Genomic DNA, 25,836 nt, shown 5'->3' on the forward strand with positions numbered 1-25,836 from the left:
ACTGGATTAAAGCGTCCACCGGGTCCCCGGGCGAGAGCAGGGCTGAAGCGTCCGTCGAGCCCCTGGCGGGACCGGGACCGAAGGGTCCTCTCCCGCCAGGGCGGTCGCCTGACGGTCCCGGCCCTGGCCTCGGCCGGGGGCGTGAGGGCTCAGGAACCGGCGGCCATGTCGAAGAAGCGCAGCTCCAGCCGTACGGCGCGGCGGAAGAGGTCGAGCACGCGCGACCGCCCCCGCTCGTCCAGCGCGGGGCCCAGCCGGTCCAGCTCCCCGCGCAGGAACTGCACCCAGGCGCGGAAGGCCGGGCCCTCGTGCAGCTCGATCCACTCGCGGTGCACGAAGTTGTCGGGAAGCGGTTCCTCGGCGCGGGAGGCCCAGCCCAGATAGGACCATTCGGCCACGCACAGCACCGCCAGGACGAGCGGGTAGTCCAGGCTGGTCCTCGCCTCGTCCATCAGGGCGCGGAAGTCCGCCGTGACCGGTTCCAGCTCGGGGGAGGTCATGTCGGCGGGGGTGGCGCCGAGGGCGGCGAGTGCCCGGTGGAAGTACGTCAGCTCCTCGGTGGTGGCGATCTCGCCCAGGAACTGGCCGAACGGCACCCGCGACTCGAAGCTGTCCGCGCAGGCCACGGCCGCCCCGAGCAGGGCGGTGAAGGAGTCGACGAACTGGAGGTCCTGGACCAGGTAGCGGCGCATGTCGTCGTCGGGGACGTCACCCCGGGTGATCGAGGCGGCGAACGGGTGGCTCACCACCGCCGTCCACTCCGGCTCGCTCAGCGAGCGCATCCACTCGCTGAAGCCGGGATCGACGGCACTCGCGCGCCACTCGTCGTAGGGGATCTGCTCCACGGGGCCTCTCCTCGCGATCTGGGCATTTTGCTTGTCCGGGCATCTGAGCGTCGGGGCATCTGAGCCTTGGGGTTTCTGAGCTCTGGGGTTTCTGAGCTCTGGGGCTTCAGGGCTTCAGGGCTTCTCGATTAGCGTGAATGCTAGCCCCGCCGCCCCCGGCGCGCGGCGGCCCGGGCATCCCGTGATCATTCAGGTCAAGGAGTCTTTACAGGTCACGACGGGTTCTTCTGGGGATCGTCGGGCACGTTCCGGCAGGACGATCCCGAAAGGGCACCCGGAGGGATGTGAGACCGTGAGCCAGGAGGCCCTGAGCCAGGAGGCCCTGAGCCAGGAGGACGTGAGCCGGGAGGACATGGCCGAACCGGTCGTCAACGCCGCCGTCGTCTACTACTCGGCCACGGGCACGGTCTTCGCGCTGGCGAAGGCGGCCGCGGCCGCCGCGGAGAAGGCAGGGGCCGAGGTCCGTCTGCGCAAGGTCAGGGAACTCGCGCCGGCCGAGGCCGTCGCGTCCAGCGAGGGCTGGGCCGCCCACGCCGCGGCCACCCAGTACGTCGTGGAGGCCTCCCTGGAGGACCTGGAGTGGGCCGACGTGCTCCTGTTCGGCACGCCCACCCGCTACGGCAACCCCACCGCCCAGATGAGGCAGTTCATCGACACCACCGGCCCGCTGTGGGCCAGGGGCCTGCTGGTCGACAAGATCGTGTCGTCGTTCACCGCGAGCTCGACGACCCACGGCGGCCAGGAGAGCACGATCCTCGCGATGAACAACACCTTCTACCACTGGGGTGCGATCATCGTGCCGCCCGGCTACGCGGACCCCGTCCAGTTCCGGTCCGGCAACCCGTACGGCACCAGCCACACCTCCGACAACGGCACGATCCCGCCCGGCGACGTGCAGCTGGAGGCGATGGCCTTCCAGGCCAGGCGGACGGTGGAGGTCGCGACGGCGTTTCTGCGCGGACGCCTGCCCTGACGGTGGCCCTCCTCCGCGACCACCGGGCGTCCGCCCCGGCGGCGTTCCCTCGCGCCGTCTCCGCGGAGCGGATCATTGACCGCCGAAACACCGGACGATTAGCGTCGAGGTCCCGGCGTCCAGGGGAGAGACCGTGACCGTGCACGAACCCGGCCTGGGCCGGTACTACGAGGACTTCGTCGTCGGCGACGTCTACCAGCACCCGCTCGGCCGCACGATCAGCGAGGCCGACAACACCTGGTTCACCCTGCTGACGATGAACACCAACCAGAACCACTTCAACGCCCACTTCGCCGAACGCGCCCCGGTCGGGAAGATCATCGTCAACTCCGGCCTGTCCGTGGCGATCGTGCTCGGCATCTCGGTGATCGACGTCAGCCAGACCGCCCTGATGAACCTCGGCTGGGACGAGATCAGGCTCACCCACCCGGTCTTCCTCGGCGACACCCTGTACGCGGAGTCGATCGTGCTGGACAAGCGGGAGTCGCGGTCGCGGCCCTACGCCGGGATCGTCACCTGCAAGACCCGCGGCCTCAACCAGGACGGCGACGAGGTCATGTCCTGGCGCCGCGCGGTGATGGTCTACCGCCGCGACGCGCCGCAGGACAAGAACTACTTCCCGCGGGCCAAAGCCGGCCCGCTCACCCCTTGAGGGCCGCCTCCTCCGCGCGGGCCGGGACTGGTCCGCTCACCCCCGACGGCCGTTTCGCGGAAAGGACCTCGTGATGGACTTCGAGCTCAACGAGGAGCAGCAGCTGTTCCGCCGGACCCTGCGGGAGTTCGTCGACAAGGAGATCGTGCCGGTCGCCTCCGAGTGGGAGCGGGAAGGCCGCTATCCCACGGAGATCGTCGAGGGCTTCAAGGAGATGGGGCTGTTCGGGATCACGATCCCCGAGGAGTACGGCGGGCTCGCCCTGGACCGGGTGTCGTTCGCCCTGGTCTTCGAGGAGATAGCGCGCGGGTGGATGGGCGTGGCCGGGGTGCTCGGCTCGCACTCCCTGGCCGCCTGGATGATCGCGAAGTACGGCACCGAGGAGCAGAGGGACGCCTACCTGCCGGACCTGGCCACCGGTGCCCGCCGTACCGGGATCGCGCTGACCGAGCCCGCGGCGGGCACCGACCTGCAGGGCATCCAGACGTGGGCCGTCCGCGACGGCGACCACTACGTGATCAACGGCACCAAGACGTGGATCACCAACGCCCGGCACGCCGACCCGATGCCCGTCCTGGTCAAGACCTCCGTCACCGACCCCGCGCACCGCGGCATGTCCCTTGTTCTCGTCGAGGCCGGTACGCCCGGGTACACCGTCAGCCGCGACCTGCCCAAGCTCGGCTACAAGGGCCCGGAGACCTGCGAGATCGTGCTGCAGGACGTGCGCGTACCGGTGTCGGCGCTGCTCGGCGGGACCGAGGGGCGGGGCATGCAGCAGGCGCTGTCGGCCCTGGAGCTCGGCCGGATCAACATCGCCGCCCGCGCGGTCGGCCTGTCCCAGTGCGCCTACGACGCCGCGCTGGGCTACTCGCGCGAGCGTCACGCCTTCGGGCAGCCCATCGCGGACTTCCAGGCCATCCAGCTCAAGATCGCCGACATGGCCACCGACATCCAGGCGGCCCGGCTGCTGACCTACTGGGCGGCGGTCCGCTCCGAGGGCGGCGCGGTGAACTCCGAGGCCGCGATGGCCAAGTACTTCGCCTCCGAGGTCGCGCTGCGCGCCACCACGGAGGCGATGCGGATCCACGGCGGCTACGGCTACTCGCAGGAGTTCGTCCTCGAACGCCTCTACCGGGACGCGCCCCTGATGGCCATCGGCGAGGGCACCAACGACATCCAGCGGGTGGTCATCGCGAGGTCCCTCATCTCGGGCGCGGCCAAACTCGGCTGGTGACACGGCCCTTGGGGCGCGGCCCGCTCCTGTGCCGCCGAAGGGGCGTACGGGCCGCGAAGGGGCGCACGGCCGCTCCCGTGCCGCCGAGGGATCGTGCGGGCCGCCCGGTGCCTCCTATCCTGGTGTGATGCCGGTTGCTGACGGGGTGCCAGGTGAGGACTGTCTGTTCTGTGCCATCGTGGCGGGGGAGCGGCCGGCCCACGTCGTCCTCTCCGACGGCGTGGCCGTCGCCTTCCTGGACACGCGGCCGGTCTTCAAGGGCCACGTCCTCGTGGTCCCGCCGGCCCACGTCGAGACGCTGGCGGACCTGCCGGTGCCGATGATCGGCCCGTTCTTCGAGCGTGTCCGCGCCCTCTCCGTCGCCGTCGAGCGGGGCCTGGAGGCGGCCGGTACGTTCGTCGCGATGAACAACCGGATCAGCCAGAGCGTCCCGCATCTCCACACCCACGTCGTTCCCCGCAACCGCAAGGACGGTCTGCGCGGCTTCTTCTGGCCCCGTACGAAATACGAGGACCCCGCCGAGGCCGAGTCCTACGCCCGTCGCGTCCGCGAGGCTCTCTGAGGCACCCGGCCGTCTCCGGCGGCTCATCTTTGATCTACATCGTAAAGGCGGGAGACCGGTAAGGGACTCCGGCGAACCGGTCACCCATCCGTACGCGAAAATCGGCGGTTTCGCGGTGAAGGTCCCGATGTGATCTCGCGCGATCTCCAGGGACGAGGCGCGGGCGTGGCCGGGCGTATAAGGTCCGGAGCGTGGAACCCCTCGTTGCCGTGTTGCTGGTCGCCGCCCTGGTCGGCGTACCCGCCCTGGTGCTGTGGCGGGTGCTGCGAGGGCGCAGGGAGCTGGGCAGCAGTCCCGCGGAACGGGCCACGTTCGAGACGCTGCACACCGCCTCCCTGGCCGCGCCGCCGCTGCGGGCGGGGCTGACGGAGGCGGGGGCGCAGAAGGCGTCGCGCTACCTCCGGGAGCTGCTGGGCTCCCCGGCGCTGGCGATCACCGACGAGGAGCGGCTGCTGGTCTACGACGGCGAGGGCGACCACCACGCCCGCGAGGCGTTCGCCCACGCCGCCAAGACGCTCTCCGGGGGCCGGACCCGCGTCCTGGGCCCCGAGCTCGTCTCGTGCGACCTTCCCGAGTGCCCGATCAGGTTCGCCGTGGTGGTGCCGCTCACCACCGACGGCAGGGTGGTGGGCTCCCTCGCCTCGTACGGCGGGCACGCCTCCGCCGGCCTGGTCAGGGCCGCCCACGAGGTGGCGAACTGGGTCGACTCGCAGCTGGAGCTGGCGGAGCTGGACCGGTCGAGGACGCGTCTGATGGAGGCCGAGGTCCGGGCGCTGCGCGCGCAGATCTCCCCGCACTTCATCTACAACTCGCTGACGACCATCGCGAGCTTCGTCCGTTCCGATCCCGATCGCTCGCGGGAGCTGCTGCTGGAGTTCGCCGACTTCACCCGCTACTCCTTCCGGCGGCACGGGGAGTTCACCACGCTGGCCGAGGAGCTGCGGTCCATCGACCGCTACCTCACCCTGGAACGGGCCCGTTTCGGTGACCAGCTTCAGGTGACGTTGCGTATCGCTCCCGAGGTGCTCGCGGTCGCGGTGCCGTTCCTGTGCCTGCAGCCGCTGGTGGAGAACGCGGTCCAGCACGGGCTGGAGAGCAAGCCCGGGATCGGGCGCATCTCGATCGTCGCCGAGGACGCCGGGGCCGAGTGCCGGATCAGTGTGGAGGACGACGGCGTCGGCATGGAGCCCGACCGGCTGCGCCGCATCCTGGCCGGTGACGCCGACGAGCGCTCGGGGGCGGGGGGAGTGGGGCTGGTCAACGTGGACGAGCGGTTGCGCCAGGTCTACGGTGACGAGTACGGCCTGGTGGCGGAGACGGCCAAGGGGGCGGGAACGAAGGTCAGCGTCCGTCTGCCCAAGTACCATCCGGGTGTCTCCGCCCGTTGAGCCCGCGCCTGAGCCGGACCTTCCCCCTACCGAAAAGTTGACAGGCGATGTCTGATTCATCACCCTCTAGAAATTCCCTCGTGAACGATCTGGAGGAGTGACCGTGACCGGCCTGCGCGTCCTTGCGGTGGACGACGAGCTTCCCGCGCTGGAGGACCTGGCCTATCTGCTCCGCGACGATCCCCGCATCGGGGAGGTCTCCCTGGCCAGGGACGGGGCCGCCGCGTTGCGCGTCCTGGACCGGGCGATCGCCGACGGGCGGCCGATCGACGCGGTCTTCCTCGACATCCGGATGCGCGGTCTGGACGGGGTGGTGCTCGGCCGGTTGCTCTCGCAGTTCGCCAATCCGCCCCGGGTGGTCTTCGTGACGGCCTACGAGGAGCACGCGGTGGACGCCTTCGAGATCAAGGCCGAGGACTACCTGCTGAAGCCGGTACGGCCGGAGCGGCTGGCCGAGGCGATCCGCAGGGTGTTCGTCTCGGCGGAGCTGCCGGAGATCGAGGGGCCGGGCCGTGCCGACCCCGACACCATCCCGGTGGAGCTCGGTGGTGTCACCCGGTTCGTGGCCAGTACCGAGGTCCGGTACGTGGAGGCGCAGGGCGACTACGCCCGCCTGCACACCGCGGGCGGTAGCCATCTCGTGCGCATCTCGCTGGCCACGCTGGAGGAGCGCTGGTCCTCGGCGGGGTTCGTACGGGTGCATCGCAGCCATCTGGTCGCGGTCAAGCACATCGACGAGTTGCACATCGACTCGGGCCGGTGTGTGGTCCGCATCGGTGAGACCGAGATCCCGGTGAGCCGCCGTCACACCCGTGAGCTGCGTGACCTGCTGGTCCGCAGGGCGCGCAGGGGCAGGTCCGAGTGAGCCGCGACGCCGGGTCCGGGGAGGGGGCCGAGCCGCGCCGGTGGATCGCCGACCGGTCGCGCAAGGACAGGGACGCCGAGCGGGCGGCGCGCAGGGACAAGGACGCCGAGCGGCCCCGCAGGGACGAGCGTCCGCGGCGTGAGGTGGTGACGAGCCCTCGCACGATGGCCCCCCGCCACCCGCGCTACCCGGTCACCCGTGAGATCGACGAGCAGACCCGGCTGGGCGAGGTCTACATGCGCTCGCTGGTCCGCACCCAGTTCCGCCTGGCCTTGTTCGTCTGCACGGTGCTGGGGTGCGTGGTCGCGGGGCTGCCCCTGATGTTCCTGCTGATGCCGGAGCTGCGCGCGGTCCACGTGCTGGGGATCCCGCTGCCCTGGGCGGTGCTGGGCGGTCTGATCTACCCGGCGTTCGTGATCGGCGCCTGGCTCTACGTCCGGCAGGCGGAACGCAACGAGCGTCACTTCGCCGAGCTGGTGGACAGGGCCCGTTGACCATGTGGTGGATCGTCCCGGGACCGGCCCCTGAGTTCTCCGCGACGGGAGACGGCGTGGAGGGCGTCGGATGAGCACCGCGTACGGTGTGACGGCGGTGGTGCTGGTGGTGCTGGCGGCGGTGCTGATCGGCGCGTTCGGGATCAGGTTGTCGCGGACCACGTCCGATTTCTACGTCGCCTCCCGCACGGTCTCCCCGCTGTGGAACGCCTCCGCCATCGGCGGGGAGTATCTGTCGGCCGCGAGTTTCCTGGGCATCGCGGGGCTGATCCTCACCTACGGCGCCGACATGTTGTGGCTGCCGGTCGGGTGGACGGGCGGTTATCTGGTGCTGCTCGTGCTGGTCTCCGCGCCGTTGCGTCGTTCTGGCGCGTACACGTTGCCCGATTTCGCCGAGGCGCGGCTGGAGTCGATGGCGGTGCGGCGGATGGCCGGGGTGCTGGTCGTGCTGATCGGCTGGCTGTATCTGATGCCGCAGTTCCAGAGCGCGGGCCTGGTGCTGCGGGCCATCACCGGTGCCCCGGAGTGGGCGGGTGGTCTGCTGGTGGCGGCCGTGGTGGCGGTGAACGTGATGTCCGGCGGCATGCGGTCGATCACGTTCGTGCAGGCCTTCCAGTACTGGCTGAAGCTCACCGCTCTGGCCGTGCCGCTGGTGTTCCTGCTGCTGGCGTGGCGCGACGGCGGCGCGCCAGGGCTGAGCGCGCACGACGCGGCCACGTGGGCGCTGCCGCTGGCGACGGGCAGGGAGTACGGCCTCTACTCGACCTATTCGCTGATCCTGGCCACGTTCCTGGGCACCATGGGGCTGCCGCACGTGCTGGTCCGCTTCTACACCAATCCCGACGGCCGGGCGGCGCGCCGTACGACGCTGGTGGTCCTGTCGCTGCTCGGCGCCTTCTACCTGTTGCCTGCGGTGTACGGGGCGCTGGGCCGGATCTACGTCCCGGAGCTGGAGGGCAGTGACACGGTGGTCCTGTCGCTGCCCGGACGGCTGATCGGCGGCGTGGCCGGGGATCTGCTGACGGCGCTGGTGACGGCCGGGGCGTTCGCGGCGTTCCTGTCGACCTCCTCGGGGCTGACGGTCTCGGTCGCCGGGGTCATCGGGCAGGACATCCTCAAGGGAGGGGTGCGGTCGTTCCGGGCGGCGGCGGTGCTGGCGGTGATCGTTCCGCTGGGGTTGGCGGTTTTCGCGCGCGCGTTGCCGGTCGCCGACGTCGTCGGGCTGGCGTTCGCGGTGGCGGCCTCCTCCTTCTGCCCGTTGCTGGTGCTGGGCATCTGGTGGCGGCGGCTCACCCCGGCCGGGGCGATGGCCGGGTTGCTCGCCGGTGGTGGCCTGGCCTGCGGCGCGGTGCTGATGACGATCGGCGGGGGGCCGCACACCGGTCTGGTCGGCGCGCTGCTGGCCCAGCCCGCCGCGTGGACGGTGCCGATCGCCTTCCTGGTCATGGTGGTGGTCTCGTTGCTGACGCCGGGGCGCATCCCGCCGAACGTGGCGCGAACGATGGTGCGCCTGCACACTCCCGAGATCCTCAACCTGGACCGGGGTGACTGGCGGCCCCGGTCCTCTTGACGGCCTGCTTGACGGTCCGGGTCCTCTTGACGGGTCCGGCGAGCTGTGACGAAATGACGCTTATGAAGCGACATTTCGGTTGTTCTGACTAGTTTTGTTACTCGCCGGCTCCGGTGACGTGGCGTTCGCCGAGGTCGGCGACGCCGCTGCCGTGCTACCCGGGCACCGGTCGGCACATCGGTTCTCCGCATCACGAGTACGTCGGTTCTTCGTGTCGCGAGTGCATCGGTCCGCCGTTTCGCACGAGGGCCGGTCGGCGGGCCGGTCCGCCGGTCAGCGGTGATGCCGGAGGTCCTGCGCCGGCCCCGGTTCCGGCTCATCTACTTCGGAATGGCCGTCAGCCTGCTGGGCGACGCCTCGCTGCTGCTGGTGCCCGGGATCCTGGCCAAGAGCCTCACCGGCTCCGACGCCGCCGCCGGGCTGACCCTGTTCTTCTTCACGCTGCCGCTGTGCTTCTCGCCCCTTTTCGGTTACCTGATCGACCGGGTGGACCGCAGGAGGCTCCTCGTCGTCACCTGCGTGCTGTCGGGCGTCTCGCTCGTCCCGCTGGTCGCGGTCACCGGGCCGGACACGGTGTGGCTGATCTACCCGGTGTCCGCGGCGATGGGCTGCTCGTACGCGGTGATCTTCTCCGCGCTCGGCGGGCTGCTCAAGGTCATCCTGCCCGAGCACCTGCTGGCCGAGGCCAACGGCGCCCTGCACACCACCCGGCAGGGGCTGCGCCTGTTCGGGCCGCTGCTGGGGGTGGCCGTCTACACCGGCTTCGGGCTCGGCGCGCTCGTGCTGTTCGACATGATCACCTTCCTGGTCGCCGCGGGGGTCTTCATGATGCTCTCCGCGCCGGAACCCCCGCCGCCCGTCACACCGGCCCCCGTGGGACGCTGGCGCGAGGAGTTCTGGGCCGGGGCCCGCCACCTCGCCGCCGACCCGCCGCTGCGCCGCGCGGCCGTGGCGCTCTGCCTGATGTTCTCGCTGGCCGGGGCGACCGAATCGCTGATCTTCGCGGTCATCGAGCACGGCCTCGCCAGGTCGCCGGAGTTCACCGCTTTCACCTCGACCGCGATGGGCATCGGCGCGATCGCCGGGGGGCTGCGAAGTTCCGGGGTGATCGCGCGCAGGGGCGAGCTGTTCGCGATCGGCTCGGGCATCGGCCTGTACGGGGTGGCGGTCATCTGCTGGGTGGTCCCCGCGGAGACGGTCGTGCTGGGGGCGATGATGGTGGCGGGCGCCGGGCTGACCCTGGAGGGGGTGGCCAGGACGACCCTGCTGCAGCGCCGCAGCCCCGGCCACCTCGTCGGCCGGGTGTCCACCGCCTTCGAGTCCCTGGCCGGGTTCGCCCAGCTGCTCTCCCTGCTCGCGGGCGCCGTGCTGGTGTCGCTCGTCGACTACCGCCTGCTGCTGGCGGTGGTCGGCCTGACGGTCTGCTGCGCCGGGGTCTACGCCCTGCGGGGCGGGCCGTGGTGAGCCCGCCGGCCGTTCGTCGCGGGTGGGCCGTACGAAGTGGACCGTGTCGAGCCGAGTGTGGTGAGTCCGGGTTCCCGCGGGCCGGCTGTTCGTCGTGGGCCGGCCGTACGAATCGGGCTGTATCGAGCCGATGGTGGTGACATCGGGCCCTCGTGGGGAACCGTTCGTCGTGCGAGACAGACCTTTCACCGCAAGCCCCACCCAACTGAACGCGACTCGGCGGCGCCTCGGCGAAGAGTCCGCGTGCGGGTCTCCTCCGGGGGTACCGTCCGCCCCTACGTTGTCCGTGATCCAGATCACATTTTGGGAGGTCCAGTGACCGCCAGCCAACATGATTCATCGGTCTACGAAGAAATTCAGACCGACGAACGATTCCAGGAGTTGAAGAGGCGTTTCCGGGCCTGGGCGTTCCCGATGACCGCGGCGTTCCTCGCGTGGTACCTGCTGTACGTCGTCCTGTCCGCCTGGGGGCGTGACTTCATGGGCACGAAGCTCTTCGGCAACATCAACGTGGCGCTGATCTTCGGTCTGCTCCAGTTCGTGTCGACGTTCGGCATCGCCTGGGCCTACTCCCGTTTCGCCGAGAAGAAGCTTGACCCGCTGGCCGACGAGATCCGCCACGAGGTCGAGGGGAAGACCGAATGAGCCACCAGACCCTCTCCACGATCCTGTTCCTGCTGTTCGTCGCGGGAACGCTGGGCATCACCTTCTGGGCCAGCCGCAACACCAAGGACGCCACCGACTACTACGCCGGTGGCCGGTCCTTCAGCGGCGTGCAGAACGGTCTCGCCATCGGCGGCGACTACATGTCGGCCGCGAGCTTCCTCGGCATCGCCGGGATCATCGCCCTGTCGGGCTACGACGGCTTCCTGTACTCGATCGGCTTCCTGGTCGCCTGGCTGGTGGCGCTGCTGCTCGTCGCCGAGCTGATGCGTAACTCCGGCAAGTTCACCATGGCCGACGTGCTGGCCTTCCGGATGAGCCCCCGCCCGGTCCGTACGGCGGCGGGTGTCTCCACCATCACGGTGTCGATCTTCTACCTGCTGGCCCAGATGGTCGGCGCGGGCGCGCTGGTCGGCCTGCTGCTCGGCGTCACCTCGCCGACGGGCAAGGCCCTCACGATCGTCGGCGTCGGCATCCTGATGATCGTCTACGTGGTCGTCGGCGGCATGAAGGGCACCACCTGGGTGCAGATCGTCAAGGCCGTGCTGCTGATGGGCGGCGCGACCCTGGTCACCCTGCTGGTGCTCGGCCACTACGGCTTCAACCTGTCCGGCCTGCTCGGCGACGCCGCCACCCAGAGCGGCAAGGGCGCGGCCTTCCTGGAGCCGGGCCTGAAGTACGGCACCGAGACGCAGGGCCTCGCGGGCAAGATCGACCTGATCAGCCTGGGCCTGGCGCTCGTCCTCGGCACCGCCGGCCTGCCGCACATCCTGATCCGCTTCTACACGGTGCCCACCGCGAAGGAGGCCCGCAAGTCGGTCCTGTGGGGCATCGGCATCATCGGCACCTTCTACCTGCTCACCCTCGTGCTCGGCTTCGGCGCGGCGGCCCTGGTCGGCGGCAAGGCGATCCTGGCGCAGGACAAGGCGGGCAACACGGCGGCCCCGATGCTCGCCGAGGCGGTCGGCAAGGCGATCTTCGGTGACGTGGGCGGCACCATCCTGCTCGCCGTCATCGCGGCGGTCGCGTTCGCCACGATCCTCGCGGTCGTCGCCGGTCTGACGCTGGCGTCGAGCTCCTCCTTCGCCCACGACCTGTACGCGCACGTGTTCAAGCGCGGCAACGTCACCGACAAGGAGGAGATCCTGGTCGCCAGGATCTCGGCGTTCGTCATCGGCGCGGTCGCGATCGGGCTCGGCATCCTCGCCCAGGGGCAGAACGTGGCCTTCCTGGTCGCGCTCGCCTTCGCGGTGGCGGCCTCGGGCAACCTGCCCGCGATCCTCTACAGCCTGTTCTGGAAGAAGTTCAACACGGCGGGCGCGGTCTCGGCCATCTACGGCGGCCTGGCCTCGGCGCTGATCCTGGTGATCTTCTCACCGGTCGTCTCGGGCAGCGCCACCGCGCTGTTCCCCGGCGCGAACTTCGCCTGGTTCCCGCTGAGCAACCCCGGCATCGTCTCGATCCCGATCGGCTTCCTGGCCGGGTTCATCGGTGCCCGCCTCAGCAAGGAGTACAGCGCGGAGAAGTACGCGGAGATCGAGGTCCGCTCGCTCACCGGCATCGGCGCGGAGAAGTCCGCCTCCCACTGACCCCCGTACCGACCCCCCGTACACGTCGTGCGGAAGTACGGGAACCCGGGGCCCGGCCGCGTCGCGGCCGGGCCCCGTTCTCGTGCGCGTCCGGCGGGCCCCGGTCACCCCGGGGCCCGCCGGACGGCCGCTAGCGGGACGCCTCGTCCAGCAGGGCGAGCTCCTCCTGCGACAGCGTCAGGTCGGCGACCGCGAGCAGCGGCCTGAGCTGCTCGACGTTGCGGGCGCTGGCGATCGGCGCGGCCACCGTGGGCTGGGCGGCGAGCCAGGCGAGCGCGACGGTGGCGGGCACCACGCCGTGGGAGGCGGCGATCTTGTCCAGGGCGTCGAGCACCCTGGGGCCGCGCTCCGACGTCAGGTATTCGGCCGCCCGGCCCGCGCGCGGGCTGTCGACCGTGACCCCCGGCCGGTACTTGCCGGTCAGGAAACCCATGGCCAGGCCGAAGTACGGGGTGCTGGTCAGCCCCGCCTCGGCCACCACGTCGCGCAGCGGCCCCTCGTAGTCGCGCTCGATGAGGTTGTAGTGCTGCTGCAGCACCCCGTACCGTGCCAGACCGGCCCCCTCGGAGATCGACAGCGCCTCCGCGAGCCGCTCGGCGCTGTAGTTGGAGGCGCCGATGTTGCGTACCTTGCCCTCGTTGACCAGCTCGTCGAACGCGCCGAGGGTCTCCTCCAGGGGAGTGGCCGCGTCGTCGATGTGGGCCCAGTACAGGTCGATGTGGTCCGTACGGAGCCGCCGGAGCGAGTCCTCGGCCGCCGCGCGGATGTTGGCCGCCGACAGGCCGGTGCGGCCGGCCAGCGACCCCACCTTGGTCGCCACCACGATCCGGTCGCGGTTGCGGCGGGAGGCCATCCACTCGCCGATCACGGTCTCCGACTCCCCGCCGGAGTGCCCGGGGACCCACGCGGAGTAGACGTCGGCGGTGTCGACGAAGTTTCCGCCCGCCTCCGCGTAGGCGTCCAGGACGGCGAACGAGTCGTCCCGGTCGGCTGTCCAGCCGAATACGTTGCCACCGAGGCAGAGAGGGAACAGGTTCAGCTCAGAAAAGCTCATGGGCCAACTCTATTTCTTGACCAATCACGTGGTTGCGGGGCATCGGCGGTGATTCTCACGGGATACGGCCCCGCCCCCTGTCTCCGACCTCAGGCGGGCACCATCTCCCTGGCCGGCACGGGCCGTTCCACCGGGGCGATCAGTGTGACCGGAGCGGGCTCGACCTGCTCCATCAGCTCGTCCATGGCCTCCCGCAGGTGGCCCATGAGCCGCCACACGTCGGCCACCCGGTCCGGGCAGGACAGGATGCCGAAGTCGAGCGAGCCGTCGTAGGAGAAACAGGTGATGTTGACCCCGCCGCTCACGTCGGTCAGCACCGACATGGGGTGGTAGGCGAGCACCCTGGCCCCGCACAGGTACAGCGGGAGCTGCGGCCCCGGCACGTTCGAGACGATCAGGTTGATCGGCGGCAGCACGATCGAGGCCAGCCGGAACACCGCGGAGGTCGCCAGCGCGGTGACGGCCGAGGGCAGCATCGACGACAGCTCGCCCAGCCAGGCCGTGGGGGCGCCGGCGAAGCGCCGCTTGGCGCTGAGCATCGTGCCGGCCATCACGCGCAGGCGCTCGCGGGGGCAGGCCAGGTCGGTCGGGATCGGGGTGACCATGACGGAGATCTGGTTGCCGACCACCTCCTGGGCGCTCGCGCTGCGGACCGCGACCGGGACCGCGGCGATCAGCGGCCGGTCGGGCAGCGCGTCGCGCTCGCGCAGCCACGCGCGCAGCGCCGAGGCGCACAGCGTCATGACCACGTCGTTGACGCTGGCCCCCGCGCTCCTGGCCACCCGCTTGACGTCCGCGAGCGGGATCGACCCGTAGGAGAAGCGCCGCTCGGCGCCGATCGGGCCGTTGAACGGGGTGCGCGGCGCGGTCAGCATGGGCGGCTCGGCAGGCTCCGGCTCCGGCGCCCGCCCCGCGATCATCCGGGTGGCGGCGGCCACCTGCCGGGCGCCGGGCAGCGCCGAGGTCAGCGGCATCGTGTCGAGCTCGGCCGCCATGCGGCCCAGGGAGTACAGGGTCCTGGCGGGCTGGAGCACGGTCCTGGCCACGGCGCCGGCGAGCATGCCGGCGAGGCCGGGGGCGGTGGTCCTGGGCTCGGACGCGGGCCGTTCGACGGCGCGGGGCTCGGGCGTGAGGTCCAGCAGTGCCGCGAGCAGCTCCGCCCCCGACACCCCGTCGATGGCGCAGTGGTGGACCTTGGCGTACAGGGCGACGCGGCCTCCGGTCAGGCCCTGGATGAGGTGCATCTCCCACAGCGGGCGGCCCCGGTCGAGGTGCCGCTCGTGGATCCTGGCCACCTGCTCGGCGAGCTGCGCGTCGTCGCCGGGGCCGGAGAGGGTCACCTCGTGGACGTGGCCGGCGACGTCGAGGTCGGGGTCCTCTGTCCAGTAGGGGCGGTCGAGGCCGAACGGCACGGTGGCGAGGCGCAGCCTCAGCGCCGGGGCCAGGTGCAGCCGCTCGCGGAGCAGCCCGACCAGGCACTCGCGGGTGAGGGCCCCGAGCCTGGAGCAGCCGGGGTCGAGGATGGCCAGCCCCGCGACATGGGCCGCCGTGGTCGCCGATTCGGCGTGAAGGAACTGCGCGTCGAGCGCGGTCAGCTGGCGCATCGGTCAGGCCTCCTGGCGGAAAATGCGAGAAATAGGAGAACACGTGTTGCCATCATCACGTCGGCACGTTTCCCTCTCGTTTCCTCCGTAGGACCTCCGGCGTCTTTCGGGTGTCTTCCCGGACGAGGTGCGGAGGCCCGCCGATCATCACTTTCCGTAACCTTCCCATTTCGCACGGTAGGCATGCCTTCCGGACGGGGCCGTCCCGGGGATCTTTTCCGAAGGCGATACCGGCCCGTGAGTGTCCGGCGTCGCCCATTTTACATGTATTTCCTACCAGAAAGCTAGGTAATAAGCGGGAGGTGACGCGCCCCCGTCCACGGCCGTCGCCCCGGCGCCCGGAAAAGCGTCCCGGTGACCGGGGGAGGGCGCCTTGAAAGACCGAGCAAGGCGCCTCGAAGGCGCCTCGCGGCCGAGGAGAGCGTCTCAGTGGCAGGGGAGGCGCCTCAGCGGCCGAGGAAGGCGAGCAGCCGCTTCAGCGGCCAGGTGTTGATCACGTCGTCGGTGGTGAGCCACCCGCGCTGGGCGACGCCGATGCCGAACCGCTGGTTGTCGAGGTGCGGGACCGCGTGGGCGTCGCTGTCGACGGAGAACTTCACGCCGTGGTGGTGCGCGAGCCGCACCAGGTCGGCGGGGAGGTCGGAACGGTCGGGGAAGGAGTCGATCTCCATCGCGGTGCCGGTGCGGGCCGCGGCCCGGAACACCTCCTCCCAGTCGGCGTCCACCGACGGGCGGATGCCGATCCTGCGGGTGGTCGGGTGGCCGATGATGTGCACGTGGGGGTTCTCGCAGGCGGTGACGAACCGCCGGGTCATCTCCGCCTTTGACTGGTTGAAGTGTGAGTGGACGCTGGCCACGCACACGTCGAAGCCCTCCAGCACCTCGGCCGGCCAGTCGACCGAGCCGTCGGGGGCGATGTTCAGCTCGCTGCCGTGCAGCAGCCGCGTCTTGGGGTACTTCTTCTGCAGCTTCTGGATGCGCTCGCGCTGTTCCAGGGCCTTTTCCAGCTTCATCCGGTGCATCGCGAGGTCGGGCGCGTGGTCGGTCACCGCGTAGTAGGCGTAGCCGCGGGCCGCGGCGGCGGCGACCATGTCCTCCAGGGAGGCGATGCCGTCGGTCAGGTCGGTGTGGGTGTGCAGGTCGCCCTTGAGATCCTTGACGGTGACCAGCTTGGGCAGCTCGTGCTTGAGCGCCGCGGCGATCTCGCCGCCGTCCTCGCGCAGGGTCGGCGGGATCCACTCCATGCCGAGCGCCTCGAAGACCTCCTCCTCGGTCGCGGCCGCGATCACCCGGTCGCCGTCGAACAGGCCGTACTCCGAGAGCTTCCAGCCCTTCTTCACGATGATCTCCCGCAGGTGCACGGTGTGCTCCTTGGAACCGGTGAAATACATCATCGCGGCGCCCCACGACTCGGCGGGGACCAGGCGCAGGTCGACCTGGACGCCCTGGGCGGTGCGGATCGAGGTCTTCTTCTCCCCGGAGGCGACGACCTCCGCGACGTAGGGCTGCGCCTTGAAGTCGTCCATCAGCGACTCGGGGCCGACCACGAGGACGTCGATGTCGCCGACGGTGTCCTTCATCCGGCGCAGCGACCCGGCGTAGGCGATCCGCTCGGCGCCGGGCAGCGAGGCGACGACCCGCTCCGCGAGGTCCATCGCCGTGCCGGTGTGCATCCTGGCGCTGTGCTCGGCCAGGTGCTCGACGCCCTTGAGGAGGTTCTCGACGGTCTTGGCGCCGAAGCCCTTGACACCGTCGAGGCGCCCCTCCCCGATCGCCTTCACCAGGGCCTCGGGTGAGTCGATGCCCAGCTCCTGGAAGAGGAAGACGGCCTTCTTCGGCCCGAGCGAGGCCACCCGGGTCAGCCGGCGCACCCCCTGGGGGACCTTCTCCCGCAGGTCGTCGAGCTGGCGGAAGCTGCCCCGCTCCAGGTATTCCTCGACCTTCTTGGCGATCGCCTCGCCCACCCCGGACACGCTCCGCACGGGCACGGTCGTGATGTCGTCGGGGAACCCGGCGATCGCCCTGGCTGCCTTCTGGTAGCTGCGGACCCGGAACGCGTCGCCGCCGTTCATCGCGAACAGCTCGGCGTACTCCTCCAGGGCGGCGGCCACGTCGTCGTTAGCTCGTGCCATGTACCCAGCCTAGAAGATCGCACCGACATTTCCCCGTCCCCGCGTCACGGAACACCGGTCTCCGCGTCACGGAACACCGGGCGGCGCGCGCCGCCGCGCCGCCCGGCGCTCCGCCCCCCCCGGGTCTCTCAGGCCCGGCCCCGGTCCGGGAGATCCCGAGAGTCCGCCGGGTAGGTCATCAGGTGGCCGCACATGCCGTCGCGGGGCACGGCCGGCAGCCGGGCGACCGCGGCCTCGCGCAGGTGGGTGAGGTCGCCGCCGCGCAGGGCCGCGAGCTGGGCGCCCGTCGTCTCGGCGGCGCGCAGCGGGCCGTCGCGCCAGCGCGCCTCGAAGGCGTCCAGGCGCGGGGCGACGATCCCGGCGGCGGCCTCCAGGAAGGAGGCGAAGGCCGGGCGGCCCCCGGCGCGGAGCCTCAGGAACCCCTCGACGGCGAGGTCACGGCGCTCGCGCGGGTCCGAGCGCGCCGCGCGGGCGTACCGGGCGGGGTCGGCGAGGACGTCCGGGGGGAAGGTCAGGACGGCGTCACCGGCCTCGGGCAGGCCGCTGTTCTGCATGAGGACCACGATGCGCAGGCCGCCGCCGTTGACCAGGCGGTGGACCGTGCCGGGGGTGAACCGGACGACGGAGCCGGGAGCCAGCGCCGTCTCCTCGTACCCGTTCCAGGTCAGGGTCTGGACGGCGCCGGAACCGGCCACCACGGCGTACGCCTCGGCGCACAGCGTGTGCAGGTGGGGCGAACCTCCGCGCAGGCCGTCCTCGGTGGGCCAGTCGTAGACGGTCAGGTCGCTCACGCCTGTGCCGAACACGGGTGCTCCTCACTCCTGCCGGACATCTCCGTCGAAAGTTTCACCTGAGCTTTGATCGCGCGTTCACGCCGGACGTCTCACCCGGACGCCTGGACGCTTCCGCCGGGCGCGGCGCCGGGCCGGTCACGCCGGTTCCGGGTACGGGTGTTCCTTGACGTAGGCCTCCAGCCGGGCCCGGTCCCACGCGCCGGTGGCCACGACCATCCGGTAGCCCAGGCGCAGCGTCGCGCCGGGCGGCAGGGTCAGCTCGCGGTGGAACGCGATGGACGGGTTGACGGCCGCGAACGGTGTCGTGCGGACGAACCACACGGTGGGCAGGGCGCTCTGGAACAGCAGGGTGGAGGAGCGGTCCACCTCGTCGTGGTGGCCGGTGTAGGCCAGCCACGCCGACTCCTCGCCCATCATCTCCGGCCCCTCGCCGCTCTCGGCGATCACCTGCCCGTGCTCGAAGGAGCGGGGCCCGCGCCAGAACAGGCCGCAGTACCCGGCCATCGGGCGGCCGTTGGTGGTGGGGCTGCCGAGGACCAGCTCCTCCCCGCGCACGTTGGTGATCGCGGTGGACAGCTCCAGCGCCCAGGAGTCGTCCAGCACGTCCCGTACCCCGAAGGTCCTCAGCTCGTCCACCCAGTGCTCGCCGCCCTGGGTGTGCCAGGTGAGGCGCTCCACGCCGGGGGAGAGGAACCCCTCGTGCCGCATGGTCCCGTTGTTCGGCAGGTTCACGTAGCCGGCGGCCTCGCGGACGTAGCTGCCGCCGCCCCAGAAGTTCTCCCCCGACAGGTCCGAGACGGTCAGCTGCAGGCCCTTGTGCCAGCGGTGGTCGTGCGGGCGGAAGGTGCTGACCACGTCCCCGGCGAGGGTCCTGATCGGGTGGAAGTACGGTTTGGGCGACTCGAAGACCGGGGTGTCGGGGCGGTGGACGTAGCGCAGGATCTCGACGCCGCGCTCGGTGAAGGTCAGATCCATGCGTGTCCGTCCAGGCGGTGGTAGGAGGGGTGGCCGGGGGTGAGGTCGGTACGGCGCACCGGCTCGCCGGTGAACGCGGACGCGTACAGGCCGGTGATCAGTTCGAGTGCCTGGCGCCCCTCGGGGCCGTTCATGGGCGGGCGCTCGCCGCGTTCGTAGGCGTCCAGCAGCTCCGCCAGCTGCGCCTCGTGCGAGCTCGGCAGGTCCTCGGGCGGGTTCCAGCGCGCCGAGGTGGAGGTCCAGTCGGCGTTGCGGTAGCCGTACAGGTGGCGCAACTCCACGGTCGCCTCGGTGTAGTCGAAGCGCAGGTAGCTCTCCTCGCGCCGGGACAGCACGCTGTTGACCACCGAGGCCATCGCGCCGGAGTCGAAGCGGACGGCGGCCATCGAGACGTCCTCGGTCTCGATCCTGCGGTCCAGCGTGCCGGTCATCGCGCGGATCTCCGCCCAGTCGCCGAGGATCGACAGCATCAGGTCCATCTGGTGGATGCCGTGCCCCATCGTGGGGCCGCCGCCCTCGGTCTCCCACCGGCCGCGCCAGGGCACGTCGAAGTAGGCGTGGTCGCGATACCAGGCGGTCACGCAGAGCGCGACGAGCGGGCGGCCCAGCTCGGGGGCGAGGGCGCGCAGGTGCCGCGCGCCGGAGCCGAACCGGTGCTGGGAGACGACCGAGGCGTAGCCGGGCCCCTCGGCCGCCGCGATCAGGTCGTACTCGGCCAGCGACAGGCAGGCGGGTTTCTCCGTCCACACCCAGGCGCCCGCCTTCAGGCAGGTCACCGCCTGGGCGGCGTGCAGGTGCGGCGGGGTGCACAGGTGGACGAGGTCGGGCCGCTCCGCGTCGAGCATCGCCTCCAGGGAGGTGTACGCCCCCGGGATCGCGTGCTCGGCGCAGAACGCCCTGACCCGCGCCTCGTCCACGTCCACCGCGGCCACCACCCGCGCCCGGTGCGCCTGGGCGCGCAGCGCGGGCAGGTGGCAGATCCCCGCGATGCCGCCGGCGCCCGCGACCGCCACCCGGATCATCCGGACCGCCCTTCCCGCGCGTACGGTCCGGGCGACCCGGGGGGCTCGGGCGGGCTCCCGGCCTCCGGTCGCGGGGAGCACGAAGCGCGACCGGAGACCCGGAGGCCGCCCGCGGGAGGGTGCGTCACCGTACGACCACCGTCGTCAGGGAACGCGGGGCGAGGGTGAGGGTCCTGCCGGATCTCAGCCCGGGGAGCGGGGTGGCGGTGAGGGAGTTGTCCGTGTCGGTCAGGTAGGCGGTGGCCCGGCCAGGGCGGGTGGCGATCGTGGTGGTGACGGTGGCGGTGGCGGTGTTGAGGATCTCGACGACCTCCGAGCCCCCGGCGTTGCGGAAGGCGGTGACCTTCAGCGCGGGGTCGGCCGAGGCGACGGAGAGCCGGACCGCGCCGGGCCGGACGAAGCGGCTGTAGGCGGCCAGCGCCCACAGCCGCTTGGAGACGCGGTAGGTCGCGGTGGCCTCGTCGATCTGGATCAGTCCCCGGGTGGCGCCGCGCGAGGCGCCGAACCAGAAGACGTAGCCGTTCGCCCTGCCCAGGGTGAGGGAGTCGTGGATCTGCTGGGCGACCGCGAAGCCGTCGTAGCCGCTGCCGTCGTCCCACGCCTCGTTCCAGGTGGTCCCGTTGGGCGACCACTCCGACATCCACACGGGCCGGTCGGTGGGCAGCGGGCCGTCCACCGGGCTGACGTAGGGGTGCCCGGCGTGCGTGGCGACCCACCGCCGCGCGACGGGGTCGGCCTCGATGGCGGCGGTGTACTCGCGCTGCTCGGACCAGCCGGCGGCGTCGCAGCAGACCACCTTGAGGCCGGTACGGGCCGCGGTGGGGCCGAGCACCTTGACGAACTCGGCGGCCTCCTTGGGGGTGAACCGCATCGAGGCGTACGAGACGGTGAGGTCGGGCTCGTTGGTGAACCCGATGTCGGTGATCTTGATGCCCTCCCGGGCGTAGAACTTCGCGTACTGCACCAGGTAGTTCGCGTACGCCTGCCGCCACGCGGGGAGCAGCGTCCCGCCGTTGCTGTCGGAGCCGTTGTCCTTCATGTAGCCGGGGGCGCTCCAGGCGTCGGCGTAGAAGCGGGTCACGCCGTAGCGCCTGGCCTCCTTGGCCAGCCAGACCTGGCCGCCGTCGTCGCCGTCCCAGACGTATTTCGGCGGCGCGGCCGGCCCGCCGGGGTCCTCGGGCTGGATGGAGGCCATCAGGTCGTACGGGCTGCCCGTGGGGGAGGAGCCGATGCCCAGGCGCAGGATGCTGAGCCCCGCCCCCTTCTCCGGGCTGAGCCACAGGTCGAGGATCTCCCGCTGCTTGGCGGCGGGCAGCGCGCGGACCAGCTCGTTGCGCCGGAACGCCTGCGAGAAGCCGAAGCCGTCGATCCGCTGGAGAACGCCGTGATGGTCCACCCTGACAAGGGAAGCGCTTTCCATGGTGGCAGGGCTGAATCCTAGGAGGGGGAGTACGAGGACCGGTGCCAGAAGTGCCCTGTGACGTCGAGACATGCGGAAACCCGCTTTCCGAAAGTTTCACAAGATTCCCGAGACATTTCGTGTCGAGTACCGTAAATGTTTCGAAAGCAGCCGTCAACAGCCGGCCGGGGTCGGCTGAGCGGGGCCGGGGCGGGGGTCAGCCGGGCAGGCGGGCGGTGCTCTCGCGGACGAGCAGGTCGGTGGCGAGCTCCACCCGCCGGGGCTCGTGGCCGCCGCGGTCGAGGCCGAGCACCATCCGGGTGGCCAGCGCCGCCATCTCCTGGAGCGGCTGGCGCACGGTGGTCAGCGGAGGCCACGCGGAACGTGCCAGGGGCAGGTCGTCGAAACCCACCACGGACAGGTCGCCGGGGACCCGCAGGCCGCGCTGCCTGGCCGCCTCGAAGACGCCGAACGCCTGCATGTCGCTGCCCGCGAAGATCGCGGTGGGCGGCTCCCCCAGGGACAGCAGGTCGTGGCCGTGGTCGCGGCCCGAGCCGACCAGGAAGTCGCCGTATCTGATGAGCGCGGTGTCCACCGCGATGCCCGCGGTCTCCAGCGCCGCCCGGTAGCCGTCGACGCGGGCCCGGCTGCACAGCATGCCGGCGGGGCCGCCGATCATGCCGATCCTGCGGTGGCCCAGCTCCAGCAGGTGGCGGGTGGCGGCCAGGCCGCCGTTCCAGTTGGTGGCGCCGACCGAGGCGACCCCGGGCGGCGGCTCGCCCTCGGGGTCCACCACCACGAACGGGATGGACCTGGCGGCCAGCTGGCCGTGCTGGTCGGCGCTGATCCGCGAGCCGACCAGGATGGCCCCGTCGGTGCGCCGGGCGGCGATCCGTTCCACCCAGTCCCTGCCGGGGCCCGCGTGGCTGTGCAGGACCGAGACGACCACCCCGGCGTCGACCTCGCGGGCCGCGGTCTCCACGCCGCGTACCAGCTCCATCGCCCACGGGCTCTCGATCTCGGTGAAGACCAGGTCGACCAGGCCGACGGGGGCGTCGCCCTGGCCGGTCCTGCGCCGGTAGCCGTGCTTGTGCAGCAGGTGCTCGATCCGCTGCCTGGTCTCGGACGCGACCTCGGGCCGCCCGTTGATGACTTTCGAGACCGTGGGCGCGGAGACCCCGGCCTCCTCGGCGATCAGGGCGATCGTCACACGCGGCTTGCTTGGCATGCGCCGAATACTAACTGAAACCTTTCGGAGGCCTCCCGGCGGAGGTGGCGGTTGACGTCCGCTGACGTCCGGGATCACTACCACGGGGCTATTGACGGGTAACCGGGAATTTACCTATCCTCCGGATCACGAAATATTCGGGGAATATATGAAAATTTCACGCTAACTCCCGAAAGGGGATCCCATGCTGAGTCGGCGAGGCGTGGTGGCTCTGGCGGTGTCCGCTCTGCTTCTCGGAGCCTGCGGTACGAGCGGGAACGGCGAGGGGGCCCGGCCAGGCGCGAGCACCGGCTCGGAGAAGGTCACCTTCGAGTTCTGGAACCTGGCGACGGCGGAACCGCTCAAGACGTTCTGGGCCGACCTCATCAAGGAGTACCAGACGGCCCACCCGAACGTGACGATCAAGAACATCGCCATCGAGAACGACTCCTACAAGCCGAAGCTCGCCACGCTCACCCAGTCGGGCAAGGCGCCCGACCTCTACTCCACCTGGGGCGGCGGCGTCCTGAAGCAGCACATCGAGGCGGGCCTGGTCAAGGACCTGTCGTCCGACGCGGGCGACGTCATCGGCGGCCTCACCCCGGCGGCCCTGGCCGCCTACCAGTTCGACGGCAAGACCTACGGGCTGCCCACCGACATCGGCATGGTCGGCTTCTGGTACAACAAGGCGCTGTTCGAGAAGGCCGGCATCACCGCCCCGCCCGCCACCTGGGCCGAGTACCTGGACGCGGTGAAGAGGCTGAAGGCCGACGGGACCACCCCGATCGCCCTCGCGGGCAAGGCCAAGTGGCCAGGCCACTACTACTGGGCCTACCTGGCCATGCGGGTCGCCGGGCTGGACGCGCTCAAGCGGGCGGGCAGCACCAACGACTTCACCGGGCCCGACTTCGTCGCCGCCGGGCAGCGGCTCAAGGAGCTCGTCGACCTGCAGCCGTTCCAGAAGGGCTTCCAGGGCGCCGACTACTCCACCCCCGACGGGCAGGCCGCGACCGTGTCGAACGGCAAGGCCGCCATGGAGCTGATGGGCCAGTGGGCCCCGGCCGTGCAGAAGGACTCCGGCAAGGGCCTCGGCGACGACCTCGGCTTCTTCACCTTTCCCGCGGTCGAGGGAGGCAAGGGCGCCGCGGGTGACGCGTTCGGCGGCGGCGGCGGTCTGGCCCTGGGCGTCAACGCCCCGCCCGCCGCGCTGGACTTCCTGAAGTTCGCGCTCAGGCCGGAGAACCACAGCAAGGCCGTCAAGGCCGGCGCCGTCCTGCCCGTGCTCAAGCAGGGGGAGGAGGCGGCCGTCACCGATCCCCACGTCAAGACGGTCTCCGAGACCCTCTCGGCCGCGAGCGGCTTCCAGCTCTACCTCGACCAGGAGTACCCGCCGGCCGTCGGCCAGGAGGTCAACGACGTCGTGGCCGAGCTGATCGGGGGCACCAAGACGCCCGAGGAGGTCGTCCAGGCCATCACCGAGACGGCCAAGTCGGAGTCGGAGTAGCCGTCCGGATGAAGACGACGGCGACGACGGCGACGGCGACGGGGCCGGGCACACGTGCGGCCCCGCACGCCGGGAAGCCCGACACGAGGCGGCGGGGGCGGAACGGCGCCCGCCGGGGACGCGGCTGGATCACCGCGATCCTGTTCGTGCTCCCCGCCCTGATCCTGTTCACCCTCCTGGTGCTGGCGCCGATCCTGGTGGCCGGCTACACCAGCCTCTTCAAGTGGAACGGCATCGGCCCGCCGGGCGACTTCGTCGGCCTGGACAACTTCACCCGGCTGTTCCAGAGCGACATCTTCGCCGGCGACCTGCGCAACGGCGGCATCCTGATCGTGCTGGGCCTGGCGGTGCAGCTGCCGCTCTCGCTGGGCCTGGCGGTGATGCTGAACCAGCGGATCCGCGGGCGGGCCTTCTACCGGCTGCTGTTCTTCGCGCCGTACATGCTCTCCGAGGCGATCACCGGCGTGCTGTTCTCGCTGATCCTGTCGCCCGAGGCGGGCCTGGCCAACCAGCTGCTCACCTCCTGGGGGCTGGAGCCCTGGTCCTGGCTGTCGGAGCCGGACACGGTGATGTTCTCGCTGTTCCTGGTGATCACCTGGAAGTACTTCGGGTTCCACATGATCATCTATCTGGCCGGGCTGCAGGGCATCCCCAGGGAGCTGAGCGAGGCGGCCAGGATCGACGGCGCCGGCAGCTGGAACGTGTTCCGCCACGTCACCCTGCCGCTGCTCGGACCCACCATCCGGGTCAGCGCGTTCCTGTCCATCATCGGCACGATCCAGCTCTTCGACCTGGTCTGGATCCTCACCGGCGGCGGTCCCTCGCACGCCTCGGAGACCATGGCCGTCAGCATGTTCGAGTACGGCTTCAAGCGGTCCCAGATCGGCTACTCCAGCGCGATCAGCGTCGTCATGTTCCTGATCAGCCTCGTCTTCGCCCTCGGCTACCAGCGGTTCGTGCTGCGCCGGGACCTGGAGGGGGCCAGCACCACCATGGGAGACCGCCGATGATCGCCCGGTTCCGCACGTACCCGATCCACGTGGTCATCTGGGTGGCGGCCGTCTTCATCGTCGTCCCCTTCCTGTACGGCCTGCTCGGCGGCTTCAAGACCTCCGACCAGCTCTCCGTCAACCCGCTGGGCCTGCCCTCCCCGTGGGTCACCGGCAACTACACCGACGTGATCGCCTCCGGCGCGTTCTGGCGCCAGCTCCTCAACAGCCTGTTCATCGCGGTCGCGACCACCGCGCTGGTCGTGGGGCTGTCGGCGATGGCCGCCTTCGCCTTCGCCCGGTTCGCCTTCCGGGGCCGGGAGTTCCTGTTCACGCTGTTCGCCATCGGGCTGATGTTCCCGTTCGCGGTGGCGATCCTGCCGCTGTTCGTCCTGCTGCGCACGTTCGGCCTGCTGGACAACCCGCTCGGGGTGATCCTGCCGCAGGCCGCGTTCGGCCTGCCGCTGACCGTGATCATCCTGCGGACGTTCTTCCGGTCCATTCCCAGGGAGGTCGAGGAGGCCGCCATCATCGACGGCTGCACCCCCTTCGGCTTCTTCTGGCGGGTGCTGCTGCCGATCGCCAGGCCCGCCCTGGCCACGGTCTCGGTGCTGGCGATCGTGGCGAGCTGGAACAACTTCTTCCTCCCGCTGGTGGTCCTCAACGACCCGAACCTGTGGACCCTGCCGCTCGGCGTCCAGCAGTTCCAGGGGGAGTACATGGCCGACACCGCCAGGATCCTGGCGTACGTCATCGTCTCGATGGTCCCCGCCCTGGCCTTCTACGCCGTCGCCGAGCGCCAGCTCATCAGCGGCCTCACCGCGGGCGCCACCAAGGGCTGACCCGGATTCCATCGT

23 protein-coding genes are annotated in these 25,836 nt (G+C 70.8%); 14 read left to right on the forward strand and 9 right to left on the reverse strand.

Features of this window, described 5'->3' with window-relative positions; all coding sequences use genetic code 11:
* Window positions 1-149: 149 nt before the first annotated feature.
* Complete coding sequence (locus ACSC1Q_RS04285) at window positions 150-845, reverse strand: TenA family protein (protein ID WP_436757325.1); 696 nt, start codon at window positions 843-845, stop codon at window positions 150-152.
* A 292-nt stretch (window positions 846-1,137) separates the two neighbouring features.
* Here ACSC1Q_RS04285 and wrbA point away from each other — a divergent pair, with 292 nt between their 5' ends.
* The 11 genes from wrbA to ACSC1Q_RS04340 all read left to right on the forward strand — a co-directional run bounded on the left by wrbA (window position 1,138) and on the right by ACSC1Q_RS04340 (window position 12,299).
* Entirely contained in the window at window positions 1,138-1,818 is a 681-nt protein-coding gene (gene wrbA, locus ACSC1Q_RS04290; RefSeq protein ID WP_436757326.1) for an NAD(P)H:quinone oxidoreductase, read from the forward strand.
* Window positions 1,819-1,951: 133 nt separating this feature from the next.
* Window positions 1,952-2,470 carry a MaoC family dehydratase gene (locus tag ACSC1Q_RS04295; RefSeq protein WP_436757327.1) on the forward strand — a complete coding sequence of 173 codons (519 nt, stop codon included), beginning with the start codon at window positions 1,952-1,954 and terminating at the stop codon, window positions 2,468-2,470.
* A gap of 73 nt (window positions 2,471-2,543) precedes the next feature.
* A complete protein-coding gene (locus ACSC1Q_RS04300) occupies window positions 2,544-3,704 on the forward strand; it encodes an acyl-CoA dehydrogenase family protein (protein ID WP_436757328.1) in 1,161 nt (386 codons plus the stop codon).
* 127 nt (window positions 3,705-3,831) lie between these two features.
* Window positions 3,832-4,266, forward strand: a complete 435-nt coding sequence (locus ACSC1Q_RS04305) for an HIT family protein (protein WP_436757329.1) — start codon at window positions 3,832-3,834, stop codon at window positions 4,264-4,266.
* 191 nt (window positions 4,267-4,457) lie between these two features.
* On the forward strand, window positions 4,458-5,654 hold the full coding sequence (locus tag ACSC1Q_RS04310) for a sensor histidine kinase (RefSeq protein ID WP_436757330.1): 1,197 nt from the start codon (window positions 4,458-4,460) through the stop codon (window positions 5,652-5,654).
* A 103-nt stretch (window positions 5,655-5,757) separates the two neighbouring features.
* The gene (locus ACSC1Q_RS04315) at window positions 5,758-6,519 is read left to right on the forward strand and encodes a LytR/AlgR family response regulator transcription factor (protein ID WP_436757331.1); all 762 of its coding nucleotides are present in this window, start codon (window positions 5,758-5,760) and stop codon (window positions 6,517-6,519) included.
* Complete coding sequence (locus ACSC1Q_RS04320) at window positions 6,516-7,013, forward strand: DUF485 domain-containing protein (RefSeq protein ID WP_436757332.1); 498 nt, start codon at window positions 6,516-6,518, stop codon at window positions 7,011-7,013. The genes ACSC1Q_RS04315 and ACSC1Q_RS04320 overlap by 4 nt, the downstream gene beginning before the upstream one ends.
* A 70-nt stretch (window positions 7,014-7,083) precedes the next feature.
* Entirely contained in the window at window positions 7,084-8,583 is a 1,500-nt protein-coding gene (locus ACSC1Q_RS04325; RefSeq protein WP_436757333.1) for a sodium/solute symporter, read from the forward strand.
* A 282-nt stretch (window positions 8,584-8,865) separates the two neighbouring features.
* The gene (locus ACSC1Q_RS04330) at window positions 8,866-10,047 is read left to right on the forward strand and encodes an MFS transporter (RefSeq protein ID WP_436757334.1); all 1,182 of its coding nucleotides are present in this window, start codon (window positions 8,866-8,868) and stop codon (window positions 10,045-10,047) included.
* 315 nt (window positions 10,048-10,362) lie between these two features.
* Window positions 10,363-10,692: a DUF485 domain-containing protein gene (locus ACSC1Q_RS04335; protein ID WP_350966963.1), complete on the forward strand. Its 330-nt coding sequence runs from the start codon at window positions 10,363-10,365 to the stop codon at window positions 10,690-10,692.
* Complete coding sequence (locus ACSC1Q_RS04340; RefSeq protein WP_436757335.1) at window positions 10,689-12,299, forward strand: monocarboxylic acid transporter; 1,611 nt, start codon at window positions 10,689-10,691, stop codon at window positions 12,297-12,299. The genes ACSC1Q_RS04335 and ACSC1Q_RS04340 overlap by 4 nt, the downstream gene beginning before the upstream one ends.
* Before the next feature lie 130 nt (window positions 12,300-12,429).
* Here ACSC1Q_RS04340 and ACSC1Q_RS04345 read toward each other — a convergent pair whose 3' ends face one another.
* From ACSC1Q_RS04345 to ACSC1Q_RS04380, 8 genes are all read right to left on the reverse strand, one after another.
* Entirely contained in the window at window positions 12,430-13,353 is a 924-nt protein-coding gene (locus ACSC1Q_RS04345; RefSeq protein WP_436757336.1) for an aldo/keto reductase, read from the reverse strand.
* Window positions 13,354-13,442: 89 nt separating this feature from the next.
* On the reverse strand, window positions 13,443-14,957 hold the full coding sequence (locus ACSC1Q_RS04350) for a WS/DGAT/MGAT family O-acyltransferase (protein WP_436757337.1): 1,515 nt from the start codon (window positions 14,955-14,957) through the stop codon (window positions 13,443-13,445).
* A 446-nt stretch (window positions 14,958-15,403) separates the two neighbouring features.
* The gene (gene polX, locus ACSC1Q_RS04355; RefSeq protein WP_436757338.1) at window positions 15,404-17,089 is read right to left on the reverse strand and encodes a DNA polymerase/3'-5' exonuclease PolX; all 1,686 of its coding nucleotides are present in this window, start codon (window positions 17,087-17,089) and stop codon (window positions 15,404-15,406) included.
* Window positions 17,090-17,217: 128 nt separating this feature from the next.
* Window positions 17,218-17,895, reverse strand: a complete 678-nt coding sequence (locus ACSC1Q_RS04360) for a cupin domain-containing protein (RefSeq protein WP_436757339.1) — start codon at window positions 17,893-17,895, stop codon at window positions 17,218-17,220.
* A 123-nt stretch (window positions 17,896-18,018) separates the two neighbouring features.
* On the reverse strand, window positions 18,019-18,858 hold the full coding sequence (locus tag ACSC1Q_RS04365) for a DUF6807 domain-containing protein (RefSeq protein WP_436757340.1): 840 nt from the start codon (window positions 18,856-18,858) through the stop codon (window positions 18,019-18,021).
* On the reverse strand, window positions 18,849-19,880 hold the full coding sequence (locus ACSC1Q_RS04370; protein WP_436757341.1) for a Gfo/Idh/MocA family protein: 1,032 nt from the start codon (window positions 19,878-19,880) through the stop codon (window positions 18,849-18,851). Before ACSC1Q_RS04370 ends, ACSC1Q_RS04365 begins: the two co-directional genes overlap by 10 nt.
* A gap of 124 nt (window positions 19,881-20,004) precedes the next feature.
* On the reverse strand, window positions 20,005-21,300 hold the full coding sequence (locus ACSC1Q_RS04375; RefSeq protein ID WP_436757342.1) for a glycoside hydrolase family 30 protein: 1,296 nt from the start codon (window positions 21,298-21,300) through the stop codon (window positions 20,005-20,007).
* A 196-nt stretch (window positions 21,301-21,496) separates the two neighbouring features.
* Window positions 21,497-22,507 carry a LacI family DNA-binding transcriptional regulator gene (locus tag ACSC1Q_RS04380; RefSeq protein ID WP_436757343.1) on the reverse strand — a complete coding sequence of 337 codons (1,011 nt, stop codon included), beginning with the start codon at window positions 22,505-22,507 and terminating at the stop codon, window positions 21,497-21,499.
* 184 nt (window positions 22,508-22,691) lie between these two features.
* Here ACSC1Q_RS04380 and ACSC1Q_RS04385 point away from each other — a divergent pair, with 184 nt between their 5' ends.
* The 3 genes from ACSC1Q_RS04385 to ACSC1Q_RS04395 are packed head-to-tail and all read left to right on the forward strand — an operon-like array spanning window position 22,692 to window position 25,821.
* The gene (locus tag ACSC1Q_RS04385) at window positions 22,692-23,990 is read left to right on the forward strand and encodes an extracellular solute-binding protein (protein ID WP_436757344.1); all 1,299 of its coding nucleotides are present in this window, start codon (window positions 22,692-22,694) and stop codon (window positions 23,988-23,990) included.
* An 8-nt stretch (window positions 23,991-23,998) separates the two neighbouring features.
* Window positions 23,999-25,000: a carbohydrate ABC transporter permease gene (locus ACSC1Q_RS04390; protein ID WP_436757345.1), complete on the forward strand. Its 1,002-nt coding sequence runs from the start codon at window positions 23,999-24,001 to the stop codon at window positions 24,998-25,000.
* On the forward strand, window positions 24,997-25,821 hold the full coding sequence (locus ACSC1Q_RS04395) for a carbohydrate ABC transporter permease (protein WP_436757346.1): 825 nt from the start codon (window positions 24,997-24,999) through the stop codon (window positions 25,819-25,821). The genes ACSC1Q_RS04390 and ACSC1Q_RS04395 overlap by 4 nt, the downstream gene beginning before the upstream one ends.
* Window positions 25,822-25,836: the final 15 nt, after the last annotated feature.

The organism is Streptosporangium heterodermiicola (assembly GCF_051390675.1).
Classification (GTDB): domain Bacteria; phylum Actinomycetota; class Actinomycetes; order Streptosporangiales; family Streptosporangiaceae; genus Streptosporangium.

Excerpts from the sequence above, each read along its gene's own strand:
- polX (WP_436757338.1), bottom strand. The coding sequence starts at position 17,089 with ATGGCACGAGCTAACGACGACGTGGCCGCCGCCCTGGAGGAGTACGCC.
- ACSC1Q_RS04375 (WP_436757342.1), bottom strand. The coding sequence starts at position 21,300 with ATGGAAAGCGCTTCCCTTGTCAGGGTGGACCATCACGGCGTTCTCCAG.
- ACSC1Q_RS04380 (WP_436757343.1), bottom strand. The coding sequence starts at position 22,507 with ATGCCAAGCAAGCCGCGTGTGACGATCGCCCTGATCGCCGAGGAGGCC.
- ACSC1Q_RS04305 (WP_436757329.1), top strand. The coding sequence starts at position 3,832 with ATGCCGGTTGCTGACGGGGTGCCAGGTGAGGACTGTCTGTTCTGTGCC.
- ACSC1Q_RS04385 (WP_436757344.1), top strand. The coding sequence starts at position 22,692 with ATGCTGAGTCGGCGAGGCGTGGTGGCTCTGGCGGTGTCCGCTCTGCTT.
- ACSC1Q_RS04325 (WP_436757333.1), top strand. The coding sequence starts at position 7,084 with ATGAGCACCGCGTACGGTGTGACGGCGGTGGTGCTGGTGGTGCTGGCG.
- ACSC1Q_RS04395 (WP_436757346.1), top strand. The coding sequence starts at position 24,997 with ATGATCGCCCGGTTCCGCACGTACCCGATCCACGTGGTCATCTGGGTG.
- ACSC1Q_RS04340 (WP_436757335.1), top strand. The coding sequence starts at position 10,689 with ATGAGCCACCAGACCCTCTCCACGATCCTGTTCCTGCTGTTCGTCGCG.
- ACSC1Q_RS04370 (WP_436757341.1), bottom strand. The coding sequence starts at position 19,880 with ATGATCCGGGTGGCGGTCGCGGGCGCCGGCGGCATCGCGGGGATCTGC.
- ACSC1Q_RS04390 (WP_436757345.1), top strand. The coding sequence starts at position 23,999 with ATGAAGACGACGGCGACGACGGCGACGGCGACGGGGCCGGGCACACGT.
- ACSC1Q_RS04365 (WP_436757340.1), bottom strand. The coding sequence starts at position 18,858 with ATGGATCTGACCTTCACCGAGCGCGGCGTCGAGATCCTGCGCTACGTC.
- ACSC1Q_RS04300 (WP_436757328.1), top strand. The coding sequence starts at position 2,544 with ATGGACTTCGAGCTCAACGAGGAGCAGCAGCTGTTCCGCCGGACCCTG.
- ACSC1Q_RS04330 (WP_436757334.1), top strand. The coding sequence starts at position 8,866 with ATGCCGGAGGTCCTGCGCCGGCCCCGGTTCCGGCTCATCTACTTCGGA.
- ACSC1Q_RS04350 (WP_436757337.1), bottom strand. The coding sequence starts at position 14,957 with ATGCGCCAGCTGACCGCGCTCGACGCGCAGTTCCTTCACGCCGAATCG.
- ACSC1Q_RS04345 (WP_436757336.1), bottom strand. The coding sequence starts at position 13,353 with ATGAGCTTTTCTGAGCTGAACCTGTTCCCTCTCTGCCTCGGTGGCAAC.